The 24,328-nt window shown below is 41.4% G+C and carries 20 protein-coding genes, 1 pseudogene and 1 riboswitch; of the genes and pseudogenes, 15 read left to right on the top strand and 6 right to left on the bottom strand.

Going from position 1 to position 24,328, the window contains the following annotated elements:
• Positions 1-785, top strand: a pseudogene (locus HMPREF3249_RS06630) (ISL3 family transposase); the annotation flags it as partial.
• 44 nt (positions 786-829) lie between these two features.
• Here HMPREF3249_RS06630 and HMPREF3249_RS06635 read toward each other — a convergent pair.
• The 3 genes from HMPREF3249_RS06635 to rnhC all read right to left on the bottom strand — a co-directional run bounded on the left by HMPREF3249_RS06635 (position 830) and on the right by rnhC (position 5,019).
• Positions 830-3,184, bottom strand: a complete 2,355-nt coding sequence (locus HMPREF3249_RS06635) for an SF1B family DNA helicase RecD2 (protein ID WP_059221566.1) — start codon at positions 3,182-3,184, stop codon at positions 830-832.
• Positions 3,185-3,510: 326 nt separating this feature from the next.
• Positions 3,511-4,125 (bottom strand): signal peptidase I, encoded by a 615-nt coding sequence (lepB, locus tag HMPREF3249_RS06640; RefSeq protein WP_049534095.1) that lies wholly within the window; start codon positions 4,123-4,125, stop codon positions 3,511-3,513.
• A gap of 3 nt (positions 4,126-4,128) precedes the next feature.
• Positions 4,129-5,019: a ribonuclease HIII gene (rnhC, locus tag HMPREF3249_RS06645; protein ID WP_049534096.1), complete on the bottom strand. Its 891-nt coding sequence runs from the start codon at positions 5,017-5,019 to the stop codon at positions 4,129-4,131.
• An 85-nt stretch (positions 5,020-5,104) separates the two neighbouring features.
• On the opposite strand from rnhC, the gene HMPREF3249_RS06650 reads away from it, so the two are divergent.
• From HMPREF3249_RS06650 to trxA, 5 genes are all read left to right on the top strand, one after another.
• The gene (locus tag HMPREF3249_RS06650) at positions 5,105-5,410 is read left to right on the top strand and encodes a hypothetical protein (RefSeq protein ID WP_004224416.1); all 306 of its coding nucleotides are present in this window, start codon (positions 5,105-5,107) and stop codon (positions 5,408-5,410) included.
• Positions 5,407-5,955, top strand: a complete 549-nt coding sequence (locus tag HMPREF3249_RS06655; RefSeq protein WP_049534097.1) for a CvpA family protein — start codon at positions 5,407-5,409, stop codon at positions 5,953-5,955. The genes HMPREF3249_RS06650 and HMPREF3249_RS06655 overlap by 4 nt, the downstream gene beginning before the upstream one ends.
• A gap of 60 nt (positions 5,956-6,015) precedes the next feature.
• Positions 6,016-8,343 carry an endonuclease MutS2 gene (locus HMPREF3249_RS06660; RefSeq protein WP_049534101.1) on the top strand — a complete coding sequence of 776 codons (2,328 nt, stop codon included), beginning with the start codon at positions 6,016-6,018 and terminating at the stop codon, positions 8,341-8,343.
• A gap of 62 nt (positions 8,344-8,405) precedes the next feature.
• Complete coding sequence (locus tag HMPREF3249_RS06665) at positions 8,406-9,824, top strand: C69 family dipeptidase (protein ID WP_049534104.1); 1,419 nt, start codon at positions 8,406-8,408, stop codon at positions 9,822-9,824.
• Positions 9,825-10,049: 225 nt separating this feature from the next.
• On the top strand, positions 10,050-10,364 hold the full coding sequence (trxA, locus tag HMPREF3249_RS06670) for a thioredoxin (RefSeq protein ID WP_003032965.1): 315 nt from the start codon (positions 10,050-10,052) through the stop codon (positions 10,362-10,364).
• Between the two features lie 729 nt (positions 10,365-11,093).
• Here trxA and sstT read toward each other — a convergent pair.
• Positions 11,094-12,308 (bottom strand): serine/threonine transporter SstT, encoded by a 1,215-nt coding sequence (sstT, locus tag HMPREF3249_RS06675; RefSeq protein WP_100069427.1) that lies wholly within the window; start codon positions 12,306-12,308, stop codon positions 11,094-11,096.
• 161 nt (positions 12,309-12,469) lie between these two features.
• Between sstT and HMPREF3249_RS06680 the strand changes: the two genes are divergently transcribed.
• Both HMPREF3249_RS06680 and HMPREF3249_RS06685 read left to right on the top strand, forming a co-directional pair.
• Entirely contained in the window at positions 12,470-13,327 is an 858-nt protein-coding gene (locus HMPREF3249_RS06680) for a mechanosensitive ion channel family protein (protein ID WP_059221564.1), read from the top strand.
• Positions 13,328-13,344: 17 nt separating this feature from the next.
• Complete coding sequence (locus HMPREF3249_RS06685) at positions 13,345-13,932, top strand: DUF4352 domain-containing protein (RefSeq protein ID WP_059221562.1); 588 nt, start codon at positions 13,345-13,347, stop codon at positions 13,930-13,932.
• A gap of 83 nt (positions 13,933-14,015) precedes the next feature.
• Here HMPREF3249_RS06685 and gdhA read toward each other — a convergent pair whose 3' ends face one another.
• A complete protein-coding gene (gene gdhA, locus HMPREF3249_RS06690; RefSeq protein ID WP_059221560.1) occupies positions 14,016-15,362 on the bottom strand; it encodes an NADP-specific glutamate dehydrogenase in 1,347 nt (448 codons plus the stop codon).
• Positions 15,363-15,913: 551 nt separating this feature from the next.
• Here gdhA and HMPREF3249_RS06695 point away from each other — a divergent pair.
• The 3 genes from HMPREF3249_RS06695 to HMPREF3249_RS06705 all read left to right on the top strand — a co-directional run bounded on the left by HMPREF3249_RS06695 (position 15,914) and on the right by HMPREF3249_RS06705 (position 19,615).
• The gene (locus tag HMPREF3249_RS06695) at positions 15,914-16,849 is read left to right on the top strand and encodes a dihydroorotate oxidase (RefSeq protein ID WP_059221557.1); all 936 of its coding nucleotides are present in this window, start codon (positions 15,914-15,916) and stop codon (positions 16,847-16,849) included.
• Between the two features lie 116 nt (positions 16,850-16,965).
• A complete protein-coding gene (msrB, locus tag HMPREF3249_RS06700; RefSeq protein ID WP_059221556.1) occupies positions 16,966-17,901 on the top strand; it encodes a peptide-methionine (R)-S-oxide reductase MsrB in 936 nt (311 codons plus the stop codon).
• 222 nt (positions 17,902-18,123) lie between these two features.
• Positions 18,124-18,226, top strand: a riboswitch (purine riboswitch).
• 123 nt (positions 18,227-18,349) lie between these two features.
• Positions 18,350-19,615 (top strand): TRZ/ATZ family protein, encoded by a 1,266-nt coding sequence (locus HMPREF3249_RS06705; protein ID WP_059221554.1) that lies wholly within the window; start codon positions 18,350-18,352, stop codon positions 19,613-19,615.
• 186 nt (positions 19,616-19,801) lie between these two features.
• On the opposite strand, the gene HMPREF3249_RS06710 is transcribed toward HMPREF3249_RS06705, so the two are convergent.
• Positions 19,802-20,980: an ROK family transcriptional regulator gene (locus HMPREF3249_RS06710; RefSeq protein ID WP_059221552.1), complete on the bottom strand. Its 1,179-nt coding sequence runs from the start codon at positions 20,978-20,980 to the stop codon at positions 19,802-19,804.
• Between the two features lie 172 nt (positions 20,981-21,152).
• Between HMPREF3249_RS06710 and HMPREF3249_RS06715 the strand changes: the two genes are divergently transcribed.
• The 4 genes from HMPREF3249_RS06715 to HMPREF3249_RS06730 are packed head-to-tail and all read left to right on the top strand — an operon-like array spanning position 21,153 to position 24,019.
• Positions 21,153-22,418, top strand: coding sequence for a PTS sugar transporter subunit IIC (locus tag HMPREF3249_RS06715; RefSeq protein ID WP_003039556.1), 1,266 nt, complete (start codon positions 21,153-21,155; stop codon positions 22,416-22,418).
• 12 nt (positions 22,419-22,430) lie between these two features.
• A complete protein-coding gene (locus HMPREF3249_RS06720) occupies positions 22,431-23,327 on the top strand; it encodes a DUF7916 family protein (RefSeq protein ID WP_059221551.1) in 897 nt (298 codons plus the stop codon).
• Positions 23,328-23,365: 38 nt separating this feature from the next.
• Positions 23,366-23,686 (top strand): PTS sugar transporter subunit IIB, encoded by a 321-nt coding sequence (locus HMPREF3249_RS06725; protein WP_059221549.1) that lies wholly within the window; start codon positions 23,366-23,368, stop codon positions 23,684-23,686.
• Positions 23,687-23,695: 9 nt separating this feature from the next.
• On the top strand, positions 23,696-24,019 hold the full coding sequence (locus HMPREF3249_RS06730; RefSeq protein ID WP_049476153.1) for a PTS sugar transporter subunit IIA: 324 nt from the start codon (positions 23,696-23,698) through the stop codon (positions 24,017-24,019).
• Positions 24,020-24,328: the final 309 nt, after the last annotated feature.

The following is a 24,328-nucleotide window of genomic DNA, read 5'->3' on the forward strand; positions in this document are numbered from 1 at the left end:
GAGTATAGCTTCAAGAAAGGGAAGATGAGCTTTATCGCTCAGGATTTTAATACCAATGAGGTCCTAACCATCCTGGACGGCAGAACCCAAGCGGTCATTTGAAACCATTTTCTACGCTATCCTAGACAGGTTCGTATGAGGGTCAAAGTGATGACCATGGACATGTTCAGTCCTTACTATCAGCTGGCCAAGCAGCTTTTCCCGCATGCCCAAATTGTTCTCGATCGTTTCCACATTATCCAGCACCTCAGCCGAGCTATGAACCGTGTCCGCATCCAAATCATGAACCCATTCGACCGAAAATCTCAGGAATACCGAGCCCTCAAACGCTATTGGAAACTCCTCCAGCAGGACAGCCGCAAGCTCAGCCATAAGCGTTTTTACAGGCCAGCTTTTCGGGCGCATTTAACCAATCAGGAGATTCTCCATCAGCTGCTCAGCTATTCGGACCAACTTCGACAGCACTATGAGCTTTATCAGCTTCTGCTCTTTCACTTTCAGGAAAAGCAAACTAATCATTTCTTTGACCTAATTGAGGAGAATCTTTCAGCTGTTCACCCAATTTTTCAAACCGTCTGTCGGACTTTCCTGAAGGACAGAGACAAGATTACCAACGCCTTGGAACTACCCTACTCCAACGCTAAGCTGGAAGCACTAACAATCTCATCAAGGTCATTAAGCGCAACGCTTTTGGATTCAGGAACTTTGACAACTTTAAGAAACGCATTCTCATCGCTTTGAACATCAAAAGAGAGAGAACGAATCTCGTCCTCTCTAAAGCTTAGCTGACATCAACCCACTACAGTTGACAAAGAGCTACTTTTTTCTATCATTCTCCAAAAACATTTTGAATATCCTCATCCGTTATTCCAATCATAGGGTTGATTTTCAAGAAATTTTCCTCAGTCAAGATATATTTTTCCACAGTTGTTTCCAAATTATTCACAGAAGTGTGTATAACTTTTTCATCAGTTAGGAGGTCTGAAAAGCGTTGGATTAGATAGGTATTGCGAGCTGTGCCAGTGTTTTTGACAGCAAAGTCAAAGGCAGACTTTTCCCCAAGAAGAATCAATTTGCTCTTGGCACGGGTGATAGCAGTATAGATAAGATTGCGTTGCAGCATACGGTGGCTGCTGGATGTAATCGGTAAAATGACTACAGGAAATTCACTACCCTGAGATTTGTGGATACTCATAGCGTATGCCAGACGAATTTTATACCATTCGCTGCGTGGGTAAATGACTTCATTGCCATCAAAGTTGATAGTCAGCTCGTCCTGTTTAGAGTCCGTATATTTTGCTGGCAGCAAATCAGTGATATAACCCAAATCGCCGTTAAAGACATTGCTTTCCGCATCATTGACCAGATGAATCACCTTGTCGCCTTGTCGATATTGACAATCAGTTGCTTCAAAAATGATTTGTTCTGTTTCGACAGGATTGATTAGATTTTGCATGAGTTGATTGATGTGGTCAATCCCAGCCTGTCCGCGGTACATAGGCGCAAGCACCTGCACATCTTGAGCTGGAATGCCGCTGCGGAGAGCAGCCTCTACGATGCGCTCAATCATCTTCGGGATATGCTCACTATGCGCTTCAAAATAAGAACGGTCAGCTTTTTTCTCAGTGAAATCAGTTGGGAGGATGCCTTTTTGAATCTGACTGGCTAAGGTGACGATAGTGGAGTCTTTGCTTTGTCGATAAATTTTTTCTAATTTGGTCTGCGGAAGAAGAGGGATTTTCAGCAAATCTGCCAGCACTTGTCCGGGGCTGACAGAAGGCAGCTGGTCGGCATCTCCGACGATTAGGAGTTTGGTGTTTGATGAAATGTTGCTGAGGAGTTGATTGGCTAACCAAGTATCTACCATTGAAAATTCGTCCACAATAATAAAGTCTGCGTCCAAATAATCGTCTAAATGGCTGGTGTCGTCGTCTCCTGTCATGCCTAAATGCCGATGAATTGTAGCGCTTGGAAGCCCTGTTAATTCATTCATGCGTCTGGCAGCACGCCCAGTAGGAGCTGCTAGCAGGATAGGCAAATCCTGAGATTTGCGCAAATCCAACCCATGCAGCAGAGCATAAACAGCAATGATTCCATTGATGACGGTCGTTTTTCCTGTTCCGGGGCCACCCGTTAGGATAAAAATTTTGTGATTGATAGCGTCACAAATTGCTTGTTTTTGAGTCACATCATAGGAAATGGCAAACTCATTTTCGATTTGAGCAATAGCAGCTTCGATCTTTTTCGGTTCAAACTTGTTTTGCTTCCCTTTTTCTAAAATGCGCAAGAGATTGCTACGAATCCCTTCTTCGGCAAAAAAGAGACTGTTTTCAAAAATCTTTGTATCAATATTTTGAACTTTATCTTCTTCAATCAAATGTGCCAGCTCATCCGCAACAGAACTTGGGTCTAACTCAATCTGACGGGAACTTTCGAGGAGTTCAATCGTATGTTCCAGAAGTTCTTTTGCTTCAAGATAGGTGTCGCCTTTTTCCATAGATTGAGTGAGGAGCGTGTGAAGCAACCCAGCACGAAAACGCTCTGGAGCGGTACCTTCAATCCCTAAGCTTTGTGCCAGTTGGTCGGCAATTTTAAAACCAATTCCTTGAATGTCTTCTACCAATTGGTAAGGATAGTGTTCCACGATTTCTAAGGTTTCTTCCTTGTAGAAATCTTGCACTTGAAAAGCTAGTTTGTTGGGGATACTGTATTCAGATAGCTTGGCAAGGATTCTCTCGGTACCGTAATTTTGTCTTAGTTTCGTGAGAAAGGCTTCGCGATTTTTGGCAGAAAGACCTGCAATATCCTTTAATTTTTCTGGCTCTGCTAAAACTTTGTCAATCGTGTTATCGCCATAGAGATCCACGATTTTTTGCGCTGTTTTTACACCAATCCCTTTAAAATGATCGCTTGAAAAATATTTGACTAAGCCTTTGCTGGTTGGCTTTGCCCGCTCATAGCGTGTTATTTTGAGCTGTTCCCCATATTTAGGGTGTTGCACGAGGTTTCCCCAAAAAGTATAGTCTTCGCCCTCCATAATATCCGCCATGGTGCCCGTGACAATAATCTCAAAATCATCAAAATCTGCATCGGTGTCGTCAATATCTATCAGCAGAATCCGAAAGAAACTGCTGGGATTTTCAAAAATAATGCGTTCAATAGTGCCTGAAAAGTAAAATTCCATCATCTTCCTGTATCAATGTTAAAAGAATGGGAGTGGAACAGAACTAAAAATCGAAAATTTTTAGTTCGTAGTCCCACCCCCGCAAGGGTGCTTAAACAGTTATCAAGCTGTTTAAGGTTGCAGATGAAGAAAACGAAGTTTTCGTCAAAGGTGCTCTTCCAAGCTTGAAAAGCGAACAACTTTGATACTTGCTTCGCAAGTCTGATTTCCAACCTTCAACAATTCACTAGATTGTTGAAGCTGCGTTATTCGTTTATTCCTAAATCTGATAGAAGTTGGAACACTTTTTGCCCACCTCCAACGAATCAAAATAGACTTGTTTGGGATTAAAAAGTGCCAATTCTATTCAAAGGCCAGAAGCGGAATTTTGCTTCGCCCTGCAATTGACTGGCTTTAAAGGTTCCTACCTGACGGCTGTCTTTTGAAACAAGACGGTCGTCTCCTAAGAGCAGGTATTCGCCTTTTGGAACTTCAATAGTGAAACTAGTGTTGCCGTTTGCGTCCTGCGTAAAGGCTTGAGCTTTGTCTGCTAAAGATTGGAAGAAACTATTGTAGGAATAGGTTTTCTGCAATTTATCATCTTTAAACTTCGCGAGGTAATTTTTAAGATAAGATTCGTTGGTCTTTTTGCCATTTACATACAATTGGTCGTTTTCGTAGCGGATAGTGTCTCCAGGAAGACCGATCACCCGCTTGACAATTTGCTTGGTTTTTCCGTCTTCGTCTTTTTCACTGGCAACGACAATATCAAAGCGATTGACAGGCAGGTGTTTGACGACAAATAAATACTCTCCATTAGCTAAGGTTGGATCCATTGAATGCCCGTCTACCTTGACAGGAACCCAGAAAAAGGCGCGTGATAAGAAAAGAACGGCCATAAAAAGGATAAACAATCCCCATTCTTTCATAAATTTTGAAAAAGTAGTTGATTTTGCTTGCATAACTTACCTTTCTAGAAGTTTTTTTGCTTTTTCAGTATTTTTAAAATGTAGTTTCGCACTAGCTTCTAAACTCTTCATACCATAGGCTTGAAGAAGCTGACTTGCGACTTTATCGGACTTTGCTCCTGCTCCGCTAGGCAATTCGTAGCCGAGCTCTTGGCTTAAATTTTCAAGATTTTCTAAAAAGAGGTCGCGTGCAATCATGGAACTGACTGCTACGGCTAAGTATTTCCCTTCTGCTTTTTCCTCTAATGTAATAGGATTTGAAAAGCGATTGCTTTCCTGCTGGAGGTATTTCTGATAATTTTTGTCACTTGTGAAGGCATCAATAACAATTTTTTCTGGCTGCACTCCCGTTTGCAAGAGCAGATAAATGGCTTGATTGTGAAGAGCAACTTTGACAGACACCGCATTGTAGCCAGAATCAATAACTTGGTTGTATTTTTTCGGAGACAATAGCAGAGCTTGGTGTTGAATTTTTTCTTTCAACAGAGGAACGATTTGCCTGATTTTTTGGTCTGTCAGAGTTTTAGAATCGCCAACTCCTAGCTTTCGTAAAAAATAATGCTGCTCTGGTGTGACAAAAGAAGCCACAACAGCGAGTCCGCCAAAATAAGAGCCATTTCCCACCTCATCTGTTCCAATCAGAGGACAATTCTGCCAATGAGGTGTCGTTTTTTCTTTGGACGCTTGATAGCCAAAAAATTGTGCTGCCTGCTCTGCGTTTTCTCCTTGGAAGAGGACTTTTCCTGAAGTGTAGATGGAGGCAGTTGCCTTATCAAGCTTAAAAAGGTAACGAATATAAGGATTTTTACTAGAAACAAGCTGTGCCTGGTATTGGGCAACAAAATCTTGAATTTGTTTCTCACTGGGTTGTAAGGTAATACTTTCCATATTGTTATTGTACCATAAAAGTGATAAATTTCTTTAAAAACTGACAAAATCGCTTCCTTTTGGTATAATATTTTGAGGTGATTTTATGGCAAACTTAAATCGATACAAATTTACTTTCGGAAAGAAGAGTGTAACCTTAACAACAGAACACGATAATTTATTCATGGAAGAAGTTGAAAAGGTTGCGACAGAAAAATATCACGCAATTAAAGAGAAGATGCCTGCGGCAGATGATGAAACATTAGCTATTTTGCTGGCGGTTAATAGTTTAGCGACGCAATTGTCACGTGAGATTGAGTTCGATGACAAGGAGCAAGAGCTGGAAGAACTTCGTAAAAAAGTGCTAGAAGCCAACAAGCAAAAGGTAAGTGAGCAAGAGGGCGCCCTATGATTTCATTAGTAATTTTGCTGATTTTAGCTTGGAGTTTTTACATTGGCTATTCGCGCGGAATTATTTTGCAAGCTTATTATACTGTTTCGGCGGTTGTTTCAGCTATTATTGCGGGGCAATTGTACCAATCTCTAGGTGAAAAAATTAATCTTTTAGTACCCTATGCGAGTGCACAGGAAGGGACATTTACCTATTTCTTTCCCAGCAGTCAATTGTTCCAGTTGGACAAGGTTTTTTATGCCGGTCTGGCTTATCTAGCAGTTTATACGATTGTTTATAGCATAGCCCGTTTTATTGGGATTTTTATTCACTTGGTGCCAAACAAGAAAGCCAATGAGCGTTGGTACAATGTTGCTAGCGGTGCTTTGGCTGTTTGCGTCACTTTGTTTGGGATTCAAATGTTGCTGACCGTTTTAGCAACGATTCCTTTACCACTTGTTCAAAATCATCTCAATGCCAGTGGTTTAGCTCGTTTTATCATCAGTCACACACCAATTACTTCAGGAATGTTGAAACAACTCTGGGTGACCAAAATCATCGGATAAATACAAAGACTCAGTTGGTGGTGCTAGCTGAGTTTCTTTTTCATCAGGGAAGATAAGAATATGAATAGAAAAATTTTAGAAACATTAGAATTTGGGAAAATCAAGGCGCTCTTTGAACCCTATCTTCTGACAGAACAAGGGTGCTTGGAATTGCAGCAGCTGTTCCCATCCAATAAACAGGAAAGGCTGGAGACAGCATTCTTAGAAATGACGGACATGCAGCAGATTTTTGTACAGCGTCCGCATTTTAGTCTGGCTGCGACCCAAGACATTACGGGCTTGACCAAGCGCTTGGAGCTGGAAGGCGACTTAAACATTGAAGAATTTCTCGCTCTGAAGCGGGTTCTGGCTGTCACGCAAGAATTGACTGATTTTTATGAGGATTTGGAAAATGTTGAGTTACAAAGATTGAACCGGCTTTTTGAAAATCTGGTTCCTTTTCCGAGCTTGCAAGGAGCGCTGCAAGCTATCAATGAAGGCGGATTTGTTGAAAGTTTTGCTAGTGATAATTTGGCTCACATTCGCCGGAAAATTCAAGAAAATGAAGTTCAGGTGAGAGATGTTTTGCAGGATATTCTCAAGAACAAGGGCGATATGTTAGTAGATCAAGTAGTAGCCAGTCGAAACGGTCGCAATGTTTTGCCGGTCAAAAATACATTCCGCAATCGTATCTCAGGCGTAGTGCACGATATTTCTGCCAGTGGAAACACGGTGTATATTGAGCCGCGGGCGGTGGTCAATCTCAATGAAGAAATCACCAATGCACGTGCAGACGAGCGCTATGAGATTTTGCGGATTCTGCAAGAGTTATCAGAACGCATTCGTCCGCATGCTGCTGAAATTGCCAATAATGCTTGGATTATCGGACATCTGGACTTTGTTCAAGCTAAGGTGCGCTTTATGCAGGAGAAAGGAGCGGTAGTGCCCGAGCTGTCTGACCGTCAGGATATTCGACTGCTCCATGTTGCTCATCCTCTGATAGAAAATGCAGTAGCCAATGACTTGTACTTTGCGGCGGATTTGACTGAGATTGTCATTACGGGTCCGAATACAGGCGGAAAGACTATTATGCTCAAAACCCTAGGTTTGGCTCAGCTTATGGCACAGTCTGGTCTGCCTATTTTGGCAGATGTAGGGAGTCGAGTGGGGATTTTTGACCAAATCTTTGCGGACATTGGAGATGAGCAGTCTATTGAGCAAAGTTTGTCGACTTTCTCCAGCCACATGACGAACATTGTCTCTATTTTAGAGCAGGCTGATGAGAATGCTTTGGTGCTTTTGGACGAGCTGGGAGCAGGAACTGACCCTCAGGAAGGAGCAGCTCTTGCTATGGCAATTCTTGAGGACTTGCGGCTACGACAAGTCAAGACAATGGCAACGACCCACTATCCAGAACTCAAAGTCTATGGGATTGAGACTGAGGGAGTGCAAAATGCCAGCATGGAATTTGATACAGAGAGCCTAAGACCGACTTATCGTTTTATGCAGGGAGTACCGGGGCGTTCCAATGCTTTTGAGATCGCAAGGCGTTTAGGTCTGTCTGATAGAGTGGTCAAGGATGCTCAAGAATTGACTGACACGGGCAGCGATGTCAATCGCGTTATTGAGCGCTTGGAAGAACAGACATTGGAAAGCCGCAAGCGGTTGGATAATATCCGAGAAGTGGAGCAAGAAAATCTCAAATTTAACCGCGCTCTTAAAAAGCTCTACAATGAGTTTAATCGGGAAAAAGAAGCCGAGCTGAATAAGGCAAGGCTAGAAGCGCAGGAAATCATTGATGTGGCGTTGACGGAGAGTGATACGATTCTCAAAAATCTACATGCTAAATCCAGTCTCAAACCGCACGAAATTATTGAAGCCAAAAGCCAGCTGAAAAAATTGGCTCCTGAAACGGTGGATTTGTCACAGAATAAAGTATTGAAACAAGCTAAAAAAGCGCGAAAACCAAAAGTGGGAGACGATATTCTGGTGATTAGCTATGGCCAGAGAGGCACGCTTGTCAATCAGCTCAAAGACGGTCGCTGGGAAGCACAAGTTGGTCTCATCAAGATGACCTTAGAGGAAGCAGAATTTAACCTGCTCAAAGCTGAAAAAGAACAGCCTAAGAAAAAGCAGGTCAATGTGGTGAAACGAACAACAAGTGGACCAAGAGCTAGACTGGATTTGCGAGGCAAGCGCTACGAAGAAGCTATGCAAGAGTTGGACGCTTTTATTGACCAAGCCTTGCTCAACAATATGGTGCAGGTGGACATTATTCACGGGATTGGGACTGGCGTCATTCGCGAAGGCGTCACCAAATATCTCCGCCGCAATAAGCATGTCAAGAGTTTTGGCTATGCACCGCAAAATGCTGGTGGTAGCGGAGCGACGATTGTGGTGTTTAAGTAATGCAGAGTTGGTGAACAAAACTGTTCATGGTAAAGAAGAAAGATTGAAAAGAGGAAACATTTATGAGACAAAAAGGAATACAAGATTCTTGTACAACGATTCTGGTTGGGAAAAAAGCGAGTTATGATGGTTCAACTATGATTGCACGTACAGAGGATTCGCAAAATGGTGTGTTTACGCCCAAGAAATTTATTGTTGTTAACCCAGAAGATCAGCCGCGGCATTATAAATCAGTGCTGTCAAGTTTTGAGATAGATTTGCCGGACAATCCAGTTCGCTACACCAGTGTACCGGACGCTCTTGCAAAAGACGGGATTTGGGGTGAAGCTGGTATCAATGTCTACAATGTAGCCATGAGCGAGACCGAGACGATTACCACCAATAGCCGAGTGCTGGGAGCAGATCCTTTGGTGGCGACTGGTATCGGAGAAGAAGATATGCTGACCTTGGTGCTGCCTTATATCAAAACGGCGCGTGAGGGCGTGTTGCGCTTAGGGAAGATTCTTGAAGAATACGGCACTTATGAGTCAAACGGGATTGCCTTTTCTGACGTGGATGAAATTTGGTGGTTGGAGACAATCGGCGGACATCATTGGATAGCTCGCCGTGTGCCAGATGACGCCTATGTGACCAATCCAAACCAGCTGGGAATGGATTATTTTGAGTTTAATAATCCAGAATATTTCCTCTGTGATTCTGATTTGAAAGACTTTATTCGTCGCAATCATTTGAATCTCAACTATGACGGGGAATCTTTCAATCCGCGCTATGCTTTTGGCAGTCAGCGTGACAAAGATCGTCATTACAATACACCGCGTGCTTGGGATATTCAGCGTTTTCTCAATCCAGAAATCGAGCAAGATCCGCGCTCCTTTTTCCTTTCTTGGTGTCAAAAACCCTACCGAAAAATCACGATTGAAGATGTCAAGTATGTCCTTAGCAGCCATTACCAAGACTCTCCTTATGACCCTTATGGCTTAGAAGGCACAACTCACAGCCAGCGGACCTTCCGCACGATTGGGATTAACCGCACAAGTCAAACATCTATCTTGCAGTTGAGACCCAATAAACCGCAGGAAACGACGGGCATTCAATGGTTGTCCTATGGCTCTATGCCTTACAATACAGCCGTGCCTTTCTTTACTCAAATTTCTACGACGCCGACTTATTTTGCGAATACAGGTGAGAAAGTCTCTACGGATTCGTTCTATTGGACAAATCGCTTAATCGCTGCTTTGGCTGACGCGCATTTTTCTAGTCATCTGGGAGATTTGGATGATTATCAAGAAACAACTATGGCTTTGGGACATGAAATGTTAGGGCGCGTGGATTGTGCCTTGGAAAAGGGAGAAATAGTTGATTTTGAAGCAGAAAATCAAGCCCTAAGCGATAAGATTCAAGAAGCAACGGACCAACTTCTGAATAAAATCTTGCTAGACGCCAGCAATCTGATGACCAATCATTTTTCTTTGAGCGACTAACTCCGCAGAAGAACTTTTGCTTCGTAGTGAATTCTGCTCCTACAAAAGATTCGTCTCAAGCAATTTCCAACGGATAGAAGTTTATTTTTGGAATGATTGAACGCTAATCTGCGGAGGAGCTTTTCGCTCCGTAGCAAATATTTTGCAAATGCTTCCTTTTAGTGTAGAATGATGTCAAGAAATGAAATAGAGCGATGACATCGGTCATCGTCAGAGGAGAATAATATGGTAGCAGCAGTTACAGATGCAAACTTTGCAGAAAAAACAAAAGACGGACTTGTCCTCATTGACTTTTGGGCAGCATGGTGTGGTCCTTGCCGCATGCAGGCACCGATTTTGGAAAAATTAGCCGAAGAAGTGCATGAAGACGAATTGAAGATTTTCAAAATGGACGTGGACGCCAACCCAAATACACCAAGTGAATTTGGAATCATGTCAATCCCGACCCTCATCTTCAAGAAAGACGGGCAAGTGGTGAAGCAAGTTGTCGGTGTTCATACCAAAGAACAATTAAAAGCTATTGTAGCCGAATTAAGTTAAAAAAGAAAAGGCTTGAACGAAAGTTTCAAGTCTTTTCTCTTTTTAAGATTAGAAGAGTATTTTTGACGTAAATTCACTTTCGTCATCCACACCCTTTTGCCAATAGAAAAATGCACAAATCGATGCTATAATGAAAATGAAGAAAGATTGTTTCAATCAGAAGGGGCGGTCAAATTATGGGAACGTTTGGAATAGTAGCTGTATTCGTCATTGTTGTACTTTTATTCATTTGTATCTACCTTCTTTTCAAAGTTATCTTCAAAAAATAAAGTTAGAAGTTAAGCAGGAAATAATTGCAAACAAGACAATTTCATTTCGTCCGCGCGGCTGACAAGGCAAACTGATTGTCGTTCACTCCGTCCGCTCGGCGGACGAGATAAACTTCTTTTGATTCATGCTGTCCGCCGGGCGGACGGAGCAAACCAAAAGTAAGGGAGACTTTCCGCCGGGCGGACGAAGCAAACGAAAAGTAGTTGAGGTCATCCGCCGCGCTGACGGAAAAAGGAGAAGTCATTGAAACGGTCGCTTTAAGTGATAAGTAAAAAAGGAAAGAAGAAATTTATGAAGCAAGAAAAGCTCATTGGACTTAAGATTAGTAATCTTCCTTTCCGTGCTCAATAACAGCCGCAAGCACTATGCGGATATTTTTGCCCGCCGCAAGGGGAAAGTGCCTAAGGCAGAATTGGGTTAATTAAAAAATGAGGCTGGGACATTTCCAATCTCATTGTATTACGTTTTTTTCCTTTTTCTCCAAGTACTTTTTTCTGCAACTGCGGTAAAGAGGGCATCCGTTGAGGAATTGAGCGCCGTTTCACAGGAATCTTGGATAACTCCAATGATGAATCCTACCCCAACGACTTGCATGGCAACATCATTTGAAATCCCGAAGAGACTACAAGCAACAGGAATGAGCAAAAGAGAGCCACCTGCCACTCCGGAAGCGCCACAAGCAGAGATAGCGGCGACAATGCTGAGGATTAATGCTGTCGCAAAGTCAATCGAAATGCCTAATGTATTGACTGCAGCAAGGGTGAGCACATTGATGGTAATAGCTGCTCCAGCCATGTTAATAGTGGCACCAAGTGGGATAGAAACGGAATAGGTATCTTTGTTGAGTCCTAGTTCTTCACAAAGTTTCATGTTGACAGGAATATTAGCAGCTGAACTACGTGTGAAGAAAGCTGTTACACCACTGACTTTTAAACACCGCCAAACAAGTGGGTAGGGATTTTTTCTCATCAGAACAAAAGCAATGAAAGGGTTGACGACCAGAGCTACAAAAAGCATGATAGCGATTAAAACTGCTAACAAGCTGCCATAGTTAGCCAACACTGCCAACCCTTTGTCAGAAATCGTTTTAAAGACTAAACCAAGAATTCCAAAAGGAGCCAAATTGATAATCCATTCAACGACCTTAGAGGTTACACTTGCCATAGTTTGCAAAAGCTCTTTACTGCTTTTGCTGGCTTCACGCATGGCAAGTCCAAATACCACAGCCCAAGATAATATTCCAATATAGTTTGCGGTGATGAGAGCATTGACTGGATTGTCCACTACTTTGAGCAACAAATTACTGAGGACTTGCCCAATCCCATCTGGTGGTGTAATCTTGGTCTTTGACGCTGTGAGTGTGATGTGTAAAGGAAAAAGGTAGTTAGCTAGCACTGCGACTAAAGCTGCTGAGAATGTTCCCAAAAGATACAAGATAATGATAGTTTTCATGTTGGTTTCTTGCCCTTTTCGATGTTGTGATAGAGCATTGGTCACCAAAGCAAAAACCAACAGTGGAGCAATGCCTTTTAAGCCACCAACAAATATATCTCCTAATAACCCAATTGCTGATAGCTTAGGAAAGGTCAAGCCAAGGACAGCTCCTAATGCAATCCCGATAGCAATACGCTTAATCAAACTAGATTTTTTCCAAGCTAAAACTATTCTTTTCATATCATATAATCCCTTCATAATCATAATGTCTCCCATTATAGTATAAATATTCTGAAAAATCAATCTGTTTTAGAATAGAATACACTAGGGGGAGTTAGCATTCCCCTGATTCAATTAGGCTCAGATATGGTATAATAGAGATAAATACGAGGAGGTGAAGTATGCTCTCAGTAAACAAGAATGTATTCTCTCGCTACTTTGAAAAACTCAACTGGTCTCATTTGGTAGATGATGTCTTTAGCAAGCTCGTTTCACTTTTGCTCTTGCTAGCTCTCTTTTACCTCGCTAAAAAGCTGGTACATGTACTCGTAAGAAAGATTATCTCCCCCTCTTTGAAACTCTCCAGTCAAGACGAAGGGCGGCAAAAGACCCTCACTCGTTTGATTGAAAATTTGCTGAATTACACCCTTTACTTTTTTTTGATTTATTGGATATTGGCGATTTTAGGCTTGCCGGTGTCAAGTTTACTGGCAGGAGCTGGGATTGCTGGGGTGGCAATCGGGATGGGCGCTCAAGGTTTCTTGTCCGATTTAGTCAATGGTTTCTTTATTTTGTTGGAGCGGCAGTTGGATGTCGGAGACAGCGTTCGTCTGACTAATGGCTCGATTAAAATCGCAGGAACGGTTGTGAGCGTCGGGATTCGGACGACACAAGTGCGCGATGCAGATGGCACTTTGCATTACGTTCCTAATCGCAACATTACCGTCGTCAGCAATCTCTCACGCGGCAATATGCGAGCGCTCATTGATATTCCATTATACGCTCAGACGGATTTGGAGAAGGTCACTCAGATTATCCAGCAGGTCAATGAGGAATACGCGGGCGATCAAGTAGAAATTTTGCAGGAACCAGTGATTCTAGGCCCTCAACTCGCAGACAATGGACAATTTTATTTTCGTGTCAGTATCACCGTCCAAAGCGGTAGCCAAAGCACCGTTTATCATCAATTTTACAGACTGTATCATGACGCTCTATTAAAGGGAGGAATTGATTTGCCAACGATTTATGCGCCAGCATAGGCAGAAAGGAGATTACTATGGAAGAACAAGTACCGCATGAAATAACGACCCCTGACGGTCACGTCTATCGCTTGAAACAGCCTTTGTATAAACAGCCTTTGTTTTGGACGACAATCATTAGCTGTGTCATGCTCTTTTGCATCACCCTCATGGTGGCTGGTTTAAGTATTGTCAACCTTGCTTTTTTAGGACATGGCACTCGAACTGAAATTTATCAAGATAATTACAAACATCATCGCCTGGGAGATAGCGTTCGTTTTGAAAATGGTCTGAAAGTTACTGTCCAGTACATTCACGTGGATTCTAAAGAGCGAATGGAAGGCCAAGCAACAGGTGCGATGATTACGGCTAAGGTTATTATCGAAAATACCTCTAGCGAAAAGCTCCCACTCAATGTTTATGACTTTGATTTACAAGACGAAATGGGCGAATCCTATGTAATGGATGATGCCATTTTTGAGGCCAACAAAATCAAAGAGGAACTCGTAGCGGGTGAAAAGGTAGAATGGAAGCTGATGTATGACGGTGAGGACGGCGCGCAGCAGCCTTACACTCTCACTTATGACAATGTCAAGTGGGGAGAAACCCAAAGCGTGAAATTTTAGAAATAGCTATTGATTATTTCAGCAGAAGAACAGTAAAAGGCTGTGGACAAATTCGTCCACAGCCTTTTATCCTGTATATTCGTTTAAACAATTCCTTGGGCAATCATAGCGTTGGCGATATTTTCAAAAGCAGCAATGTTTGCTCCTGCTAGATAATCTTTGCCAAGATTGTAGTTTTCAGCAGTTGTCTTAGCAGTGTTGAAGATGTTGATCATGATGTCTTTCAGACGAGTGTCTACTTCTTCACGCGTCCATGAGAGACGGAGACTATTTTGGCTCATTTCAAGAGCAGATACAGCCACCCCACCGGCATTGGCAGCCTTGGCAGGACCATAAAGGAGACCATTTTCTTTGTAAACGGCAATGGCGTCAAGATTACTTGGCATATTAGCACCTTCTGATACACAGAATACGCCTTGCGCTACCAAGCGTTTTGCTGCTTCACCATCGATTTCATTTTGAGTGGCACATGGCAGGGCAATGTCAAATGCACCTTCGTAAGTCCAGACAGAGCCTTCGTGATAAGTAGCGCTTGCCCTTTCAGCAGCGTATTCTGTCAGACGAGCACGTCGTTTTTCTTTTACATCAACTAGAAGGTCAAAATCAATACCATCTTTGTCAATGACATAACCATTTGAATCAGACACAGAAATGACTTTAGCACCGAGGGCAGTTGCTTTTTGCACAGCATACTGAGCTACATTTCCAGCACCGGATACGACAACGGTCTTTCCGTCAAAACTTTCACCGTTTGCTTTAAGCATTTCTTGCGTATAGTAAACAAGGCCGTAACCAGTTGCTTCTGGGCGAATCAGAGAACCTCCAAATCCAAGTGGTTTACCAGTCAAGACACCAGCATCAAATTGGCGTAGGCGTTTGTACTGACCGTAAAGATAGCCAATCTCGCGTCCGCCAACCCCAATGTCACCAGCAGGAACGTCAAGAGAAGGACCGATATATTTTTGCAATTCTGTCATGAAGCTTTGGCAGAAACGCATCACTTCAGCATCTGTCTTGCCTTTCGGATCAAAGTCAGATCCACCTTTACCACCGCCGATTGGCAGTCCAGTCAAAACATTTTTAAAGATTTGTTCAAATCCAAGAAATTTCAAAATCCCTTGATTAACCGTTGGGTGGAAACGAAGACCGCCCTTATATGGCCCAACTGCGGAATTAAATTGTACGCGGTAACCGCGATTGACTTGAACCTTGCCGTCGCGATCAACCCAAGGAACACGGAAACTAATCACACGTTCTGGCTCGGTAATGCGCGCCAAAATGTTTTCTTCAATGTATTCAGGATGTTTTTCAAAAACTGGTTCAAGCGTGTTTAAAAATTCTTCTACCGCTTGCAGAAATTCTGCTTCGTGAGCATTGCGAGCTTTCACAGCTTCAAAAGTGCTTTGGATATATTCTTTAGCAGTTGTCATAGATTTCTCCTTAAATAAGATACGAGGACGAGTAAAAGTCGTACAAAAATAGGAGGCTGACGCCGTGTTCGATGAACACAAGGGAACCTATCTTTTTTGCTAGACTTTCCATCCGAGTTCAGTTGCAATAAGATACTAAGACCGTAAAAAATAAAAGCAATCACATCGCTATGCTCCTTAATATCCACGTCCGTAATTCCCTATGCTCGAACGGTCATGGGAAAAAGAGGTAGCTCAACAAAAGTTGCTTTGCAAGATTTGTTAGACTTGTCTGTTCTAGCTATCAATGGTCTTAGCCCAATCACAGAACGAGACTTTCGTCCTAGTTCTGTGTGTGTTATCTTTTGTTACATGTGCCATTATAACAGAAAACAAAAGAGCTGTAAAGAAAAAAGTTGAATTTTCTGAAAATTCAAACATATAATTTTACATCAAACTCTTGCTCAACAAAGATTCAGTTGTTTATCCCGAACGTTTCTTCTTTCTATTCCGTTCAAAGAGTCATATTTCTGCTTTTAGTGGTACAATAGAAAAAATGAAAGGAGCATTTCATGCTATCAACTCAAACACAAATTGCTGGTTTTTCTTTTGACAACTGCCTGATGAATGCGGCTGGCGTTGCCTGCATGACGATTGAAGAACTAGAAGAAGTTAAAAACTCAGCTGCGGGAACTTTTGTGACTAAGACAGCAACCTTGCAAGCGCGAGCAGGAAATCCTGAACCTCGTTACCAAGATGTACCACTAGGTTCAATCAATTCAATGGGACTACCCAATCATGGATTGGATTATTATTTGGAGTATTTATTAGACCTACAAAAAGCAGAGTCCAATCGAACCTTCTTTTTGTCGCTGGTAGGTCTGTCGCTAGAAGAAACCCACACCCTTTTGAAAAAGGTGCAGGACAGTGACTTTAAAGGCTTGACTGAGCTCAATCTATCTTGTCCAAATGTTCCTGGAAAGCCACAAATCGCTTATGATTTTGAGGCGACAGAGAAGATTTTGAGTGAAGTGTTTGACTATTTCACCAAGCCGCTGGGCATTAAATTGCCACCATATTTTGATATGGCACATTTTGATCAAGCGGCAGCAATTTTTAACAAATTTCCTCTTTTTTTTGTCAACTGTGTTAACTCAATCGGAAATGGTCTTTATATTGACGATGAAACAGTTGTTATTCGTCCGAAAAATGGCTTTGGCGGAATTGGTGGTGAATACATCAAACCGACTGCCCTTGCTAATGTTCATGCTTTTTATCAACGGCTCAATCCTACAATCCAAATCATCGGTACAGGTGGTGTGTTGACGGGTCGAGATGCTTTTGAGCATATTCTTTGTGGAGCTAGTATGGTGCAAGTAGGAACAACGCTGCACAAAGAAGGTGTAGGAGCTTTTGAGCGTATTACTGAGGAGCTGAAAGCAATCATGTTAGAAAAAGGCTATGAAAGCATAGAAGATTTTCGTGGGAAGTTGAACTATCTGGATTAAACCAGAGTGGTATTTAACAGTTCATTGCCATATCATTCTCAAGAAAGTTCTAATCAAATTCTTATAACATTTTAGGAATTTGTGAGAAAATAAGAACAAAGAAATGAGGTGTTTTTATGGCTGAAATTTATCTAGCAGGTGGCTGCTTTTGGGGGTTGGAAGAATATTTTTCCCGTATCACAGGCGTGATTGACACGACCGTCGGTTATGCTAATGGGCAAGTAGAGTCGACTAATTATCAGCTGATTCATCAAACCGACCATGCTGAGACAGTTCATGTGACTTATAATGAAAATTTGGTTAGCTTACGAGAAATTTTGCTCTATTATTTTCGGGTGATTGATCCGCTGTCTATCAATAAGCAAGGAAATGATGTCGGACGTCAGTACCGCACAGGGATTTATTACATAAACGATACGGATGTGTCAGTCATTAGCGAAGTCGTAAAAGAGCAAGAACGGCAATTTGGCAAGAAGATTGCGGTGGAGGTAGAACCGCTGCGCCATTATGTATTGGCAGAGGATTATCATCAAGATTACCTCAAGAAGAATCCTAGTGGTTATTGCCATATCAATGTCAATGATGCTTATCAGCCTTTAGTTGATCCGGGACAGTATGAGAAACCGAACGAAGCAGCTTTAAAGGCAGATTTGTCTGAAGAATCCTACCAAGTCACTCAACATGCCGCAACCGAACGACCATTTCATAACGAATATTTTGCAACGTTTGAAGAAGGCATTTATGTGGATGTGACAACGGGAGAACCGCTTTTCTTTGCCAGTGATAAGTTTGATGCTGGTTGTGGCTGGCCGAGTTTTACAAGACCGATTGCCAAAGATGTGATCAAGTATTATCAAGATAAAAGTCACGGTATGGAGCGGATTGAGGTGCGGTCGCGTTCAGGGAATGCACACTTAGGTCATGTTTTCACAGACGGTCCACAGGAACAAGGCGGACTTCGCTACTGTATCAATTCAGCAGCGCTACGCTTTATTAAAAAAGAAGATATGGAAGCTGCAGGATATGGCTACTTGCTTTCATATATGAAGTAAGATCAGTAGAGTAAACAGTGACTGAGCTAGACGGCTCTGCTTATTTCGCAACTACTCATAAATGTGTGGATAGAGCGACTAGCAGTTTCAAAACTAATTACAGACTAAACAAATGTTGTAGTGATTGATTGCTCAAAGTATTGCAGATAGGATTTGCGGAGTAAATTTTAATGTTTTTCCCATTTTTTAAAGCTTGCTATTTGGTATAGATTTTGCTACAATAACTAAAAAATTCAATGAAAACATATAATCTCCATAATAGGGTTGGAGAGTTTCTACCGTCTTACCGTAAATAAGCGTGGCTTTGTCCTTAGTTATGTTGTCAAATACAAATAGAGCATAAGGTGAATGTGAAATGAGTATCCATACGGCTTTTGTTTTTGCGATTGCTGCTAACGATGCACAGTAATTGAACATCATCTTATGGCTCTTGTTTAAAGGAGAAGCGATGAAAGCATTTAAACAGGTGAATTTGGTGACATGTGATGCAGATTTTCATGTCTATCGGAATGGGCTGTTGGTGGTAAACGAGGACAAGATTGTTTATTGTGGGAATGAGGATGCCACTTGGGAAGCGCGGGCAGATGAGACGGTAGATTGTGAGGGAGCTTGGCTTATGCCGGGTCTAGTCAATTGCCATACCCACTCTGCTATGACCACACTTCGTGGCATTCGAGACGACAGCAATCTCCACGAATGGCTAGAAGATTATATCTGGCCGGCAGAAAGCGAGTTTACACCAGAGGTCACAACAAGAGCTGTCAATCTGGCACTTACAGAAATGCTTCAGACTGGGACGACGACTTTTAATGATATGTACAATCCCAACGGTGTTGAAATTGGGCAGATTCATGAAGTGGTGGCACGCTCTAAAATGCGTTGTTATTTTTCACCGACTTTGTTTAGCTCCGATATGGAGACGACGGAAGAAACCTTGGCGCGTACTCGGACTATTATTGAGGAAATTCTGTCCTACAACGATGACCGCTTTAAAGTAATGGTAGCACCACATGCGCCATATAGTTGCAGTAAGGAGTTGCTAAAGGGAAGCTTGGAGCTGGCGCGTGAATTACAGCTGAAATTGCATATCCATGTGGCAGAAACACAAGCAGAAAATGGCATAATTTTAGAGCGTTATGGAAAACGCCCACTTGCTTTCTTGAAAGAATTAGGTTATCTGGAGCATGAGGGGATTTTTGCCCACGGTGTGGAATTAAATGAGCGAGAAATTGCAGAACTAACAGCCTCTAAGATTCATATCGCCCACAATCCCATCAGCAATCTCAAATTAGCATCTGGCATCGCTCCCGTAACAGACTTGATTCAAGCTGGCGTGACAGTCGGACTTGCAACGGACTCGGTCGCTTCCAATAATAATTTGGATATGTTTGAAGAAAGTCGTACTGCTGCTCTTTTACAAAAAATGCGCACAGGTGACGCCACTCAATTTACCATTGAGCAGGCTTTGAAAACAATGACAATTGAAGGTGCCAAAGCACTCGGCATGGATGATCAAATCGGCAGCCTAGAAGTTGGCAAACAAGCAGATTTTTTAATCATTCAGCCAAAAGGAAAAGTGCACTTGTACCCAGAGGAAAATATGCTCTCCCACCTTGTCTATGCTGTCAAGGGAAATGATGTTAAAGATGTCTATATAGCAGGTGAGCAAGTTGTAAAAGACGGACAAGTCCTGACGATGGATGTAGTTATGTAAAAATGAAAGTTCTAAAGGAATCTTTGAAGAACCTCTTTGACACAATAGAGGTTCTTTCTTTATAAATATTTCAGACAAGTTAGTAAGTCCATCTTGTATTGTATAGTAAAAATTAGAGGTTCGTGACAATTGTTCTGACCTCTAATTTTTGTAATAAGTATAACAAGTTTATGAGCCATAATGAAGCTAAATGGATAAAAACTCCTTTTGCAAACAAAGAGCAACGCCAGCGACTGCGCCAGTAAAATCACTATAAGGCTCGATAATGAGTTCAGGCAAGTCTTTGAAGAGTAGTTTTGGTTGTAGTGAGATTTCTTGATAGAAAGCTGCAATGACTTTGTCATCAGTCAAGATGGGACTGTGCAGATAAATTTTCTTTGCATCAATCATCATGCTAAGGTTTAGCAGGGATTGTGCTAAATACTTAAATGCCAAATGAAGGAGATTGAGAATAGCTTGGTCTCCTAGCTTGTAGGCTGTGAGAATGGTTTGAATCGTGATCTCTTCTTTATCTGTGACAAGCGATTTTAAATAGGTCAACTCGGCAGTTTCAAAGATGATTTTTGCTTTTTTTATCAGCCAACTTTCACTAGCATAAGTCTGCAAACAGCCTCTGCGTCCGCAACCACAGACTTCTCCGTCAGGACAAACGACGGTATGACCAATTTCACCGATGACAATATTGCTTTTGCCGTAGATTTTGCCATTGTACATGTAAGAGCAGTGCATACCCCGTGCAAAATGAAAATAGATAAAATTCTCATCCAGCTGGTAAGCAGAAAAAAGGCGCTTTGCTAGTGCCATGCAATTGACATTATTAGAAAAGTAAATTGGAAAAGAAAACTCGTTTTTAATCTTTGCTAGATCAAATTGTTTCCATGTTTGATTGTTTGTTGTAATCAAGTCATTGTGCAAATAGCGTCCAGGGATAGCTACTCCCACGGCTTGAATTGTATAGGAATTGTTCCGAAAAATGAATTGTTCAAGTAAATGACAAAACAAATCAGCGCCTTCTGCTAGAATTTTTTCCGAGGTGACGGTTGCTTTATCTTTATCAATCACATTTCCTGTATTATCACTCAACACAAAAGAAAAGTATTTTTCAGACAGTTCACAGCCGATGAAATAAGAGTGCTGTTTTTTAATACCCAAGAGGATTTTCTTGCGTCCGACTTTTGCGTGTTCTTCATCTTCCCCCAGCTCATACAGCAGTTTTTCTTGGATCAAACTTCCTGTAATCGCACTAACTGTGGCAGGAGTAATGCCAGTCTCTTTTGAAATATCAATGCGAGAAATTGGCCCCTTGGCGTAAATTTTATCTAAAATAATCGCTCGTAACTCAGCTTGTTTTTTTGTTTGATTCATTATCTACCATCCTTCCCTGCATCTATTATATATTGATTATAAAAAATTATCAAATATAAGTGAAAGCGCTTGACTTTCACGGAAAATCGTTTTAAAATATAATTAAAAAGCGAGATAAAGTTGGTTTTGTCTGCTATTTAATAATATATTATAACCAAAGGAGATTGTAAAGATGGACAAATTTTTACAAAAGAAGTTAATGCCCATTGCCATTAAGCTGGGAAATAATAAAGGCTTAGTGGCAATTCGGGATGGAATTACGCTTGCAGTACCATTATTGTTGATTGGTTCTTTGTTTATGGTTATTGCTAGTTTTCCTGTTCCAGGATGGGAAGCGTATTTGACAAAAATTGGGGTTTCTGCCTATCTATGGAAAGGCGTGGATAGTAGTTTTGGTCTGATTGGTTTGGTAGCCAGTTTTGGGATTGCCTACTATATGAGTCGCCAATACAAAGTGGATGGGATTCCTTCTGGGATTATCTCGCTTGCTGCCTTTATCACAGTGACACCATTCCTTACTACTAAAACAGGAAACGGTGTTCCTACAGCATTTTTAGCTTCACAAGGCCTTTTTGTAGCAATCATTCTTGGTTTGGTAAATGGTTATATCTATCAATGGTTCATCAATCATAATGTCCAAATTAAAATGCCTGATGGTGTTCCACCGGCAGTTTCAAAAAGTTTCAGCGCCATTATTCCAGGTGCAGTGATTATCACAGGCTGGTTGTTGGTTTATGCCCTTTTAGCAAGTTTAAAACTACCAAATTTGCATGCTGTCGCCCAGACTATCTTAGGAAAACCGCTAGGCCTACTAGGTAATAATTTATTTGGTTTGATGATTCTAGTTGCTTTAAATAGTTCATTCTGGTTTGTTGGACTTCATGGAGGAAATGTTGTCAATGCGGTTATGAAACCATTGTGGCTTTCGAATCTCGATGCCAATAAAGTTGCTTATCAAGCAGGGGAAAAACTACCGCATATCTTTACCAGTGTCTTTATGGATAATTTCGTCTTCATTGGCGGTGGTGGCGCAACTATTGGCTTGGTATTAGCGATTGGTTATTTAGCGAAAAAGAAAAAATCAAGTAAGCAGATCAAAACACTGGCACCTATTACAGTGGTTCCAGGTTTGTTCAATATCAATGAGCCAACGATGTTTGGTGTTCCAATTGTCTTAAACATTTTGCTTCTGTTCCCATTTATTTTGGCACCGATTGCGAATCTCATCGTTGCATGGTCATCCATGGCAAGTGGTCTTGTACCGTTAACATATACTGACCCAGGTTGGACAACTCCTCCGATTATTAGTGGCTTGCTGGCAACGGGAAGTTTTAAAGCGTCTATTTTACAAGCTGTTCTTATTGTGATGGATATTTTAATCTATATCCCATTTGTGATTGCTATTGAAAAACGCTTTAAAGCAGAAGAAAATCAGTAGGGAGATGGGAATATGAAACGATTAATTAGTGCAAATCCTTCGGAAATTTTGAATATGACAGCCCAAGAGCTCAAGCAAAGCATTCAAGCGAGTGAAGGGCGTGTTGTGTTGTCTGAAAATGTGGTCATTCGTGAAACCTTTATCGGAGATATCACCAATGCTGAAATTGCAAGAGCTTTCGGCGCAGATATGATTTTACTGAATTGTTTAGATGTTTTTAATCCAAAGATCTTTGGATTGGACTGTGAAGACAGTCAAGTGGTTCGAGAGCTCCATCGCTTAGTCGGAGCACCAATCGGGGTCAATCTAGAACCTGTTGATTTGCAAGCAGATATGTTGGAAGAAGTGCAAGTGATTGCTGCTGGTCGACAAGCCAGTCAAGCTTCTTTTGAGCAAATCGAAAAATTAGGTTTTGATTTTGTCTGTTTGACAGGAAATCCCGGTACAGGAGTTAGCAATAAAGAAATTATTGATGCAGTAAAATTAGCTAAGCAGCATTTTTCAGGTTTGATTATAGCTGGAAAAATGCACGGTGCAGGGGTATCCGAGCCGGTTGCAGACATTCAGATAGCTGAACAATTATTAGAAGCTGGTGCAGATGTGATTTTGGTACCAGCGGTTGGTACAGTTCCTGCTTTCAACGATGAAGAAATGAGAGCTGTCGTAGATCTAGTACATAGTAAAAGAGGTTTAGTCTTAAGCGCTATTGGCACTAGCCAAGAGACATCAGATGTGGATACGATTAAACAAATCGCACTTCGCAATAAAATTTGTGGTGTGGATATTCAACATATTGGAGATGCAGGCTATGGTGGTTTGGCAGTAGTGGATAATATTTATGCACTGAGCAATACGATTCGTGGCGTTCGACATACTGTGTCACGTTTAGCAAGATCCGTTAATCGGTAGAAAAGATCGTTGACTTTAATGAATAGAAAGGAACAATTATGAGTAAAGTTACCATTATGTTGGCATGTGCTGCGGGTATGAGTACCAGCTTGCTTGTTACAAAAATGCAAGCTGCAGCCGATGAAAAAGGATTAGATGCAGAAATTTTTGCAGTTCCAGCACCAGAAGTAGATGATATCCTTTCTGAGAAGAAAGTAGATGTTTTGTTATTAGGTCCACAGGTGCGCTATCTTTTAGATCAATTCACAGAAAAGTTAGCTCAAAAGAATATCCCAGTTGGAGTTATCCCAATGGTGGATTATGGCATGATGAACGGTTCAAAGGTGCTAGCGTTAGCTGAGGAACTGATCGGAGGCTAGAAGATTAATATGGAAAATTCAAATTTAGAAAGTATCATGTCCCTCATTATGTATGGTGGCGAGGCGAAGAGCAATGCTTTTGAAGCGATTCAAAAAGCTAAGAACGGTCTCTTTGAAGAAGCACATGAAAAGTTAAAAGCAGCAGATAAGGCATTAGTTTTAGCACACAAGTCACAGACAGTGATGCTGACACAAGAAGCTCAAGGTGAAAAAATTGAGCTCAGTCTTTTGATGGTGCATGCTCAAGATCACTTGATGACGAGCTTAACGTTTATTGATTTAGCAAAAGAAGTTGTTGCAGTGTATGAACGACTAAATCAAATGGTTAAATAATCTAATAACATTCTCTTTAAGAACTTTGATAGGTTGAACGACTTATCAAAGTTCTTTTAAATAATTAACAGACGATTATTTTATTTATCACCTGATAATTATTTAAAATAGTTTTAGAAACCGCTTGCAATAAAATAAATTTGTGCTATACTTAATTTACGGATTGTTACTGGTCATGCAGGCAAAACCTAGACAAATACGAGATATAAGGTAGGAAAGCTACTTTCTATTTGGTATGTGTTTAGGTTTTTTCTTTGTTTTAGGAAGGAGGGTAGCATAGAAAACAAAGAAAACTTTTTCAATATCAAT

It is taken from the genome of Streptococcus sp. HMSC36C04, assembly GCF_001839535.1.
GTDB classification, from domain to species: Bacteria; Bacillota; Bacilli; order Lactobacillales; family Streptococcaceae; genus Streptococcus; species Streptococcus hominis.

What these genes read in the sequence shown, in the direction of transcription:
- trxA (WP_003032965.1), top strand. Translation starts at nt 10,050, where the DNA reads ATGGTAGCAGCAGTTACAGATGCAAACTTTGCAGAAAAAACAAAAGAC.
- lepB (WP_049534095.1), bottom strand. Translation starts at nt 4,125, where the DNA reads ATGCAAGCAAAATCAACTACTTTTTCAAAATTTATGAAAGAATGGGGA.
- HMPREF3249_RS06680 (WP_059221564.1), top strand. Translation starts at nt 12,470, where the DNA reads ATGCTCTCAGTAAACAAGAATGTATTCTCTCGCTACTTTGAAAAACTC.
- HMPREF3249_RS06725 (WP_059221549.1), top strand. Translation starts at nt 23,366, where the DNA reads ATGAGTAAAGTTACCATTATGTTGGCATGTGCTGCGGGTATGAGTACC.
- HMPREF3249_RS06665 (WP_049534104.1), top strand. Translation starts at nt 8,406, where the DNA reads ATGAGACAAAAAGGAATACAAGATTCTTGTACAACGATTCTGGTTGGG.
- HMPREF3249_RS06695 (WP_059221557.1), top strand. Translation starts at nt 15,914, where the DNA reads ATGCTATCAACTCAAACACAAATTGCTGGTTTTTCTTTTGACAACTGC.
- sstT (WP_100069427.1), bottom strand. Translation starts at nt 12,308, where the DNA reads ATGAAAAGAATAGTTTTAGCTTGGAAAAAATCTAGTTTGATTAAGCGT.
- rnhC (WP_049534096.1), bottom strand. Translation starts at nt 5,019, where the DNA reads ATGGAAAGTATTACCTTACAACCCAGTGAGAAACAAATTCAAGATTTT.
- HMPREF3249_RS06635 (WP_059221566.1), bottom strand. Translation starts at nt 3,184, where the DNA reads ATGGAATTTTACTTTTCAGGCACTATTGAACGCATTATTTTTGAAAAT.
- gdhA (WP_059221560.1), bottom strand. Translation starts at nt 15,362, where the DNA reads ATGACAACTGCTAAAGAATATATCCAAAGCACTTTTGAAGCTGTGAAA.
- HMPREF3249_RS06660 (WP_049534101.1), top strand. Translation starts at nt 6,016, where the DNA reads ATGAATAGAAAAATTTTAGAAACATTAGAATTTGGGAAAATCAAGGCG.
- HMPREF3249_RS06715 (WP_003039556.1), top strand. Translation starts at nt 21,153, where the DNA reads ATGGACAAATTTTTACAAAAGAAGTTAATGCCCATTGCCATTAAGCTG.
- HMPREF3249_RS06710 (WP_059221552.1), bottom strand. Translation starts at nt 20,980, where the DNA reads ATGAATCAAACAAAAAAACAAGCTGAGTTACGAGCGATTATTTTAGAT.
- HMPREF3249_RS06655 (WP_049534097.1), top strand. Translation starts at nt 5,407, where the DNA reads ATGATTTCATTAGTAATTTTGCTGATTTTAGCTTGGAGTTTTTACATT.
- HMPREF3249_RS06685 (WP_059221562.1), top strand. Translation starts at nt 13,345, where the DNA reads ATGGAAGAACAAGTACCGCATGAAATAACGACCCCTGACGGTCACGTC.
- msrB (WP_059221556.1), top strand. Translation starts at nt 16,966, where the DNA reads ATGGCTGAAATTTATCTAGCAGGTGGCTGCTTTTGGGGGTTGGAAGAA.
- HMPREF3249_RS06650 (WP_004224416.1), top strand. Translation starts at nt 5,105, where the DNA reads ATGGCAAACTTAAATCGATACAAATTTACTTTCGGAAAGAAGAGTGTA.
- HMPREF3249_RS06720 (WP_059221551.1), top strand. Translation starts at nt 22,431, where the DNA reads ATGAAACGATTAATTAGTGCAAATCCTTCGGAAATTTTGAATATGACA.
- HMPREF3249_RS06730 (WP_049476153.1), top strand. Translation starts at nt 23,696, where the DNA reads ATGGAAAATTCAAATTTAGAAAGTATCATGTCCCTCATTATGTATGGT.
- HMPREF3249_RS06705 (WP_059221554.1), top strand. Translation starts at nt 18,350, where the DNA reads ATGAAAGCATTTAAACAGGTGAATTTGGTGACATGTGATGCAGATTTT.